At 35.6% G+C, this 6,529-nt stretch carries 7 protein-coding genes and 1 pseudogene; 5 read left to right on the top strand and 3 right to left on the bottom strand.

Going from position 1 to position 6,529, the window contains the following annotated elements; genetic code table 11:
* The coding region (locus BGC07_RS17075; protein WP_139121832.1) for a site-specific integrase at positions 1 to 342 on the top strand (342 nt) is incomplete at its 5' end.
* Positions 343 to 450: 108 nt separating this feature from the next.
* On the opposite strand, the gene BGC07_RS17080 is transcribed toward BGC07_RS17075, so the two are convergent.
* Both BGC07_RS17080 and BGC07_RS20925 read right to left on the bottom strand, forming a co-directional pair.
* Positions 451 to 1,194: a hypothetical protein gene (locus BGC07_RS17080; protein WP_158007005.1), complete on the bottom strand. Its 744-nt coding sequence runs from the start codon at positions 1,192 to 1,194 to the stop codon at positions 451 to 453.
* Between the two features lie 16 nt (positions 1,195 to 1,210).
* Positions 1,211 to 1,387, bottom strand: coding sequence for a hypothetical protein (locus tag BGC07_RS20925; RefSeq protein WP_158007006.1), 177 nt, complete (start codon positions 1,385 to 1,387; stop codon positions 1,211 to 1,213).
* A 740-nt stretch (positions 1,388 to 2,127) separates the two neighbouring features.
* Here BGC07_RS20925 and BGC07_RS17085 point away from each other — a divergent pair.
* Positions 2,128 to 2,424: pseudogene (locus BGC07_RS17085) on the top strand (tyrosine-type recombinase/integrase); the annotation flags it as partial.
* 182 nt (positions 2,425 to 2,606) lie between these two features.
* On the opposite strand, the gene BGC07_RS22800 reads toward BGC07_RS17085, so the two are convergent.
* Positions 2,607 to 3,509, bottom strand: coding sequence for a helix-turn-helix domain-containing protein (locus BGC07_RS22800; RefSeq protein ID WP_235603480.1), 903 nt, complete (start codon positions 3,507 to 3,509; stop codon positions 2,607 to 2,609).
* 1,054 nt (positions 3,510 to 4,563) lie between these two features.
* Here BGC07_RS22800 and BGC07_RS17095 point away from each other — a divergent pair.
* The 3 genes from BGC07_RS17095 to BGC07_RS17105 all read left to right on the top strand — a co-directional run bounded on the left by BGC07_RS17095 (position 4,564) and on the right by BGC07_RS17105 (position 6,330).
* Entirely contained in the window at positions 4,564 to 5,601 is a 1,038-nt protein-coding gene (locus BGC07_RS17095) for a ParA family protein (protein ID WP_069314274.1), read from the top strand.
* A gap of 4 nt (positions 5,602 to 5,605) precedes the next feature.
* Positions 5,606 to 5,893, top strand: coding sequence for a hypothetical protein (locus tag BGC07_RS17100; protein ID WP_069314275.1), 288 nt, complete (start codon positions 5,606 to 5,608; stop codon positions 5,891 to 5,893).
* A gap of 101 nt (positions 5,894 to 5,994) precedes the next feature.
* On the top strand, positions 5,995 to 6,330 hold the full coding sequence (locus BGC07_RS17105) for a hypothetical protein (RefSeq protein WP_069314276.1): 336 nt from the start codon (positions 5,995 to 5,997) through the stop codon (positions 6,328 to 6,330).
* Positions 6,331 to 6,529 lie beyond the last annotated feature (199 nt).

Consider the following 6,529-nt stretch of genomic DNA (forward strand, 5'->3'; position numbering starts at 1 on the left):
ACACACTCCAACCTGTGCGCTTCACTGACCGCTTACCTTTTAGAAGAAAGCCGACCAGAGCATGGGCAAAAGCCTGTTATTCTCTCACGCCGAAAGTCCCACTTCCCAGCCCACACCGTCGTGAATTGGTTTGCTGATTTATATAAAAGCCTTGGATTTGAAGGTTGCAGTAGTCACAGTGGCCGCCGCACTTTTGTTACCCGCGCAGCTAAAAATATTATCAAAGCTGGTGGCTCCCTGCGCGACGTTCAACAACTCGCTGGACACACTACCCTACAAACAACGCAACGCTATATTGAAGGTGATAGTGAAGCTAAAAAAAAGATTGTTAATTTGATATAGTTTTACTAGAGGCTTTTTACATCAATCCTCTTGTTCAACCTCCTTAATAAGTCTAGCTTCTTACTACTCTATGCCTTAACCTTCCTCAGCAAAATAATCAGTATGCGTTTATGGGTATGAACCCTTTACTTGATGTTGCACTTCATGTGATGGAGGACGATGCAATCTATGATCAAAAAACAGCGCTTGAGATTGAGTGCTCACATCTAAACCATCATTAAATAGTCTTAATACAGCCTTATTTACTAAATCAATAAAGAATTCTTCACTTAAGTAGCTTATTTTTTTCGCATGATTATAATTATTAATCATTTTTATGTTAGAAACATCATCTTCGCACATGTGATCTTGTATTTTGATAATATCGCCCGTAAAAGTTAAGCCACCTACAGTTAAACATTGTGACTCCATTTGATTGTCAAAGATAAAACCCTTCTGCTTTAAAAAATTAGAAGATGCCTTACCAACAATACCAAAATGTTTAGACTGTTTAAGGTATGGAACCAATACCGATAAGTAATCATTTGTACTAGGGCCTGAATGAGAAAGAGAAATACTTTTTTTTGCTGTTACTCTTGAGAACTCTTGCAGAAAAGAGGCACTATAGCATGTACCTAACAACAGTAATCTAGTATTAATTTCAAGTGCTTCCATCCGTTTTATTACTTTAAGAATAAGAGACTTTGGTAAACTCGATAAGTAGGTGAATGGAGATCCGTGTCCATGCGACCAACATAGAGAATCGACTTGTCTTAGTTTATTTTCTCCCAAACCTGTTATAATTTTCTTATAAATAAAAGAAGGATGATTCTTTGCACTATACGGAATAAATAGAATACCTTTATTTTTCAAAACTCTCTGTAAATCATCAAAAAATTTTTACATTTTCTAAAATCTTTAGAATCATTTTAGAACAGTGTCTAATTTTTTGAGATAATTTTTTTATTTTGCTATCAATAGATCCTAAAGAACTGCCAGTAGTGTTTCTTTTTTCTGTCTGCAACCTTTCTTGCAAGTTACTGGCTTGAGTATGCTCTTTAAGCATACAGTATAGTGCATTATACTTACATAAAAATTTAGTATCGTCGACTAATAAAATTAAATCATTTAAATTTGAATACTGAATAGTGTCAGTACAAGTAATTAATATGCTTTTTATCGGTTTACTTTTTTTTTCAAAAAAAAATATGCAGTGTAAGAAGCAGCAATCCCAGCCAAGGCGTATAATATATATCTATTTGCTGCTAACAAAGTAGATTTTTTATCTGTAAAGGTAGGCATTCTACAATTTAACCTCAATAACCATAATTTATCCTTCATATGGAGAACAATGCTCCATTTCACTTATTCTGTCCCTGATACTGTGACAGGATAAAGCCTTTTTTAGCCTCACTCTGGTATGGAAGTGTAACAATATTAGGTATATTTAATACTATTTAGCACTACTACTTTCCATTTATCATTCCAACAGAATATATCAATGGAAATGAGACATAATTGACAATTAATCTTTGAATTCTAGTTTGTGTTTTGATCGCTATCCTTGCCTTTATCTGTTTTGATTAATCCATACAGCACGCCCACAGTTGGCTTCTATGCTTGAACTAGGTCCGTTTTAACAGACACATTTCACGCTGTACCCTCATAAGAAAATTCAATTCATTGCTTCACATGGCACAGCAAACCGAAAAATCATCTTTTCACATTGTGGTTGATGGTTCAGACTATTGTAATTCCTAAGCGCTAAACAAGCAACTTAAATAGGCATTAAACCAGCTTTTAGAAGAAAGCCGACCAGAGCATGGGCAAAAGCCTGTTATTCTCTCACGTCGAAAGTCCCACTTCCCAGCCCACACCATCGTGAATTGGTTTGCTGATTTATATAAAAGCCTTGGATTTGAAGGTTGCAGTAGTCACAGTGGCCGCCGCACTTTTGTTACTCGTGCAGCTAAAAATATCATTAAGGCAGGTGGCTCCCTACGCGATGTTCAACAGCTCGCTGGACACACAACCCTACAAACAACGCAACGCTATATCGAGGGAGATAGCGAAGCTAAAAAGAAAATTGTAGATCTTATATAAGGATACCAAGCGATATCTAAAGATATTGTCCAATATTGGTAGGTATCGATATTCTTAAGCGAAGATGACTATTCAACTATAATAACTCTATGGCGGTCTTAAGCTTACACTTTGTATTAACTTTAAAGTCACTTACTAGCTTGTAACCGCCCCTAAATTTCTAACCAGGACATGGTAATAGATTAAGGCATTTGTATTGGTTTGCTAAACCTAGGAGCAATAGAGCTTAAAACACCCATAACCTTGTCTATTGAGTAACCTTCATCAAGGTATGCATTTTTAAGAAACCAAAGCATTTCATCCATCTTATTTCCAAAGCGATTTACAAAGTGCTTAAGCCTTTTAAGATGTTTATTTGTCACAACTCTCTCTGTGCTAGCGTCTTTCCTGGTCTCTTCTTGTTCTAGCTCTTGCCAGTAAGCTGAACTCATTGGGTTAGTCGCTCGCTGCTGGGATTTATAATAAATATCTCGTTGTTCATGATAATATTCTTGGCTGCAAGGATTAGTTACTCTTGCAACACGTTTTGGTAGTAAAGAGATTGAAGCTTTGTCCTCATAACTAATCTCATTTTTGCCTATGTATTCAGGAGTAACTGGTGTGCTTTTTTCAAGTTCTTGAGCTTCATTCAAGCAATTTTCAGTTTCTAAAATCAGATCGTCGATAAACGAGTTACTAGGGTCTTGTTTCTTAGCTTCTATCAACTGATCAAGAGATTCTTGAATAACAACTACAGCAGGCTTCTCCTTTTCTTCATAGTTTTGTTTTTGACCTGAATGGTTATTATCTAGATAAGGTTCCTCATCTAGATTCTTTTGTGTGACACTTATGTCACTAGGGGGTGACTTCATATTTTTATTAAAATCAGCTTTGTTTTTGCTATTTTGTTTTTCATCGTTTTGAACTTTTTTGTATAAGGACTCACCTAGACCAGGAATTAAAGTGATCACATTTATAGTGTTACTATAGCGAGCTGTTTTTACTGAATCTGTTAAAATAACTCCTGCTTTACGAAGCATGCTTAAAATACGTTTAACATGGCGCACGCTTAGGCTGACAGCGTCTGCGATGTAGCTTGCACTCACTTGAACTGAGCCTGTTTTTTTTAGCACGGCGTGTTAAGTAGTGAATGACTCTAAGGCATCCAGGGTGGTAGTTAATCTTTTGTTCGACGTTACGCATAACATCATCATTGAATACAGTATACATATTATCTCCCGTTGGGAGATAGATATAAAGCTCTAGTAAAGTTGATTAATAATCATAACTTTCTTATACTAGATTTGTCTGCTTAGGGGGATGTAAACTTGGTGCTCAAACTAAATAAACATCTTCCCCTTTGCCTTCTAACTTTCTATATCTATCACTTCCGCATAAATTCAGCCACTTGTTAATTTCGATTAAACATTAGCACCACAAAAAAAACAGTGCAATAGCCGGTAAGCTAAGTAAATCAATATATTGCGAAAGGCGGCATCAAAAACATAGTGAATCTTGTTAGAAAGTATTTTCTTTATTTTTGTGAAGTAATTTGAGAATCATTTTATATTAAAAGTAGATATTTTTTGCCTTAATCCATTGCAACACAAGGCTTGCGGGGTTTTATTGAAACTGGACACAAACAATACACAAACCGTACACAAAAAACTGGACACAAACAATACACAAAGTGGACACAAACCGTACACAATAACGCCTTGAAAATCATCTAAAACATTTTTTAGCTTTCAAGCTAAAACTGTACACAAAGTGGGTACAAAGTGGACACAAACCGTGCACAAATAATTTATCCTGGATTAAATTAAACCGTACACAAAGTGGACACAAACCGTACACAAGTAACTTATCCTGGATTAAATTAAACCGTACACAAAGTGGACATAAACCGTACACAAATAACTTATCCTGGATTAGATTAAACCGTACACAAAGTGGACACAAACCGTACACAAGTAACTTATCCTGGATTAGATTAAACCGTACACAAAGTGGACACAAACCGTACACAAATCATAATACTCAAAATAATAAAGAGTTAGTCGTGTTACAAATAAAATGAATTATCACAATTATGTTGACAAACGTTTAGTTACAACTATTATGTAAATAAACATGTATATTGAAACAAGAGTGCAAGTTATGAGCAAAGAGAAAGCCTATTTATCAGCTGGTGATCTAACCGAGGTGCTAGGTGTTAATACGGTGCAAGGCGTTTATAAGATTTTAAAGTCGCTTGATATTGAAACTCACACTATTAACTCTCGTAGCAAAGTTATTACTCCTGAAGGTGTACGTGACTTATTAATAGAGCGAGGTTTTAAATACCCCAAGAAAAATTTATCTTTTCAAATAGTAAAAGGTGGGGTTGGAAAAACTTCTTTATCATACTCTCTAGCTTGTCGTGCAGCTCACTATGGGACAAGAATTTTAGTGATTGATGTTGATCAACAAAGTAACTTAACAACATCATTTAATGTAAATTCCCGAAATAAGCCTGTTTTGCTGAATATGGTGCGTGATAATACGCCCATTGAAGAAACGATTGTTAATGTTAACGAAATGATTGATATTATCCCATCTAATTTGAATAACTCTCGATTAGATATTGAGTTAACTCAATCAGCCTCTAACTTAAAAGATATGATTAGAGATATGTTGCAGCCGGTCAGGAGTGATTATGATCTCGTGATTATCGATTGCCCTCCTGCTATCAACAAAATTAACACAGCTGCAACTTGTGGCTCTGATACTGTTATTATTCCGATTAACCCAGATCCATATGCTATGGATGGTATGGAATTTACTCTTGCTGAGCTTAAAAAAATAAGAAAAGAGTTTAAGCTCAAGTTTAAAGAAAAAATCGTTTGGAACCGATATGACGCACGTGAAAAGTTGGGAACCGTTTATTTGCATCAACTCGCTAAAGATTCTAACCTCATTAGTAAAATATTACCTGTTGTGATTAGAGTTGACACCAGTCTTAAAAATGCGGTGTTTGACGCTGTTTCCATTTTTGAGAAAGCTAAAAAGACTGCAATAAGAGAAGATATTGACCAGTTTACCCGGGAAATTCTTGGCATTAATAATTGGATTGAAGAGCTGAAAAACCCGCCAAAAGTGATTCGAGCAGGTAAGAAGAAGCAAAGGGTGTTGCATAGCTTAATTTATGTAGGGTAATACCGTGGATTTAAATGCTCTTCTAAAAAAAACAAAAAACAAGGCTAAAAAGGCTCCGGCAAGTAAACGGCAGCGAGTTAATATTGCTGCCGATGACCGCCCATATGATTTAGATATAGAAGAAAAAGAAACTAAGCCTGTACCAGTTAAGAAAACCGTATACAAAGTGGACACAAACCGTACACAAACTGAAGCGAAAAAAAAGAAAAATCTAGACTCTTCTAGCGCTAATAAGCCTGCAGTGATTCAAAGGAAAAAACCGTACACAAACCGTACACAAAAAAGAAAATAATGATGAAAAAGAAAGTAAAAATCTAAATGAACTGAAAAAATAACATTAAAAGTAAAGCTAATCTGAAAACCGTACACAAAGTGGACACAAACTGTACACAAGTGAATGCAAAAGCAACAGCGAAAAAAACTTTATCAGGTAGCCCCATAAAGACTGATATAAGAGATGAGGCAGCTGATAAAAACCGCACACAAACCGTACACAAAGTGGACACAAACCGTACACAAGAAATTACTGAGTCCCCTGATGTAAGTCTCTTGGTTGGCATACAAAAAGAAATCTTTATGTTCATTTATAAGCAAACTTTATATCATAAGGATAGAGTGACAAGGCCGCTGACTTTGGTTGAAATTGCTGAAAAAGTAGGTTGTAAAATGGGGGCAGTTAAAACAAGTGTTGCGCGTTTAAAAGGAAAAAAATTATATCGTGAGACATGAATATAAAAATGGTCGCGGTGGTTGGACACGTTATAAGGTATTATCTGAGCCAAAACAATGAGACTAATCCTAGTAGAAGATTATGCCACTTTAAATAACATGCGGGTACAAGATGTTTATATTTTGATTCAGGAAGGAAAGCTAAAAACTCAAGCATCTGAGCATAAACAGATGAGGTTAAAGAGCCATATTAATTTGG

The organism is Piscirickettsia litoralis (assembly GCF_001720395.1).
Lineage (GTDB): Bacteria > Pseudomonadota > Gammaproteobacteria > Piscirickettsiales > Piscirickettsiaceae > Piscirickettsia > Piscirickettsia litoralis.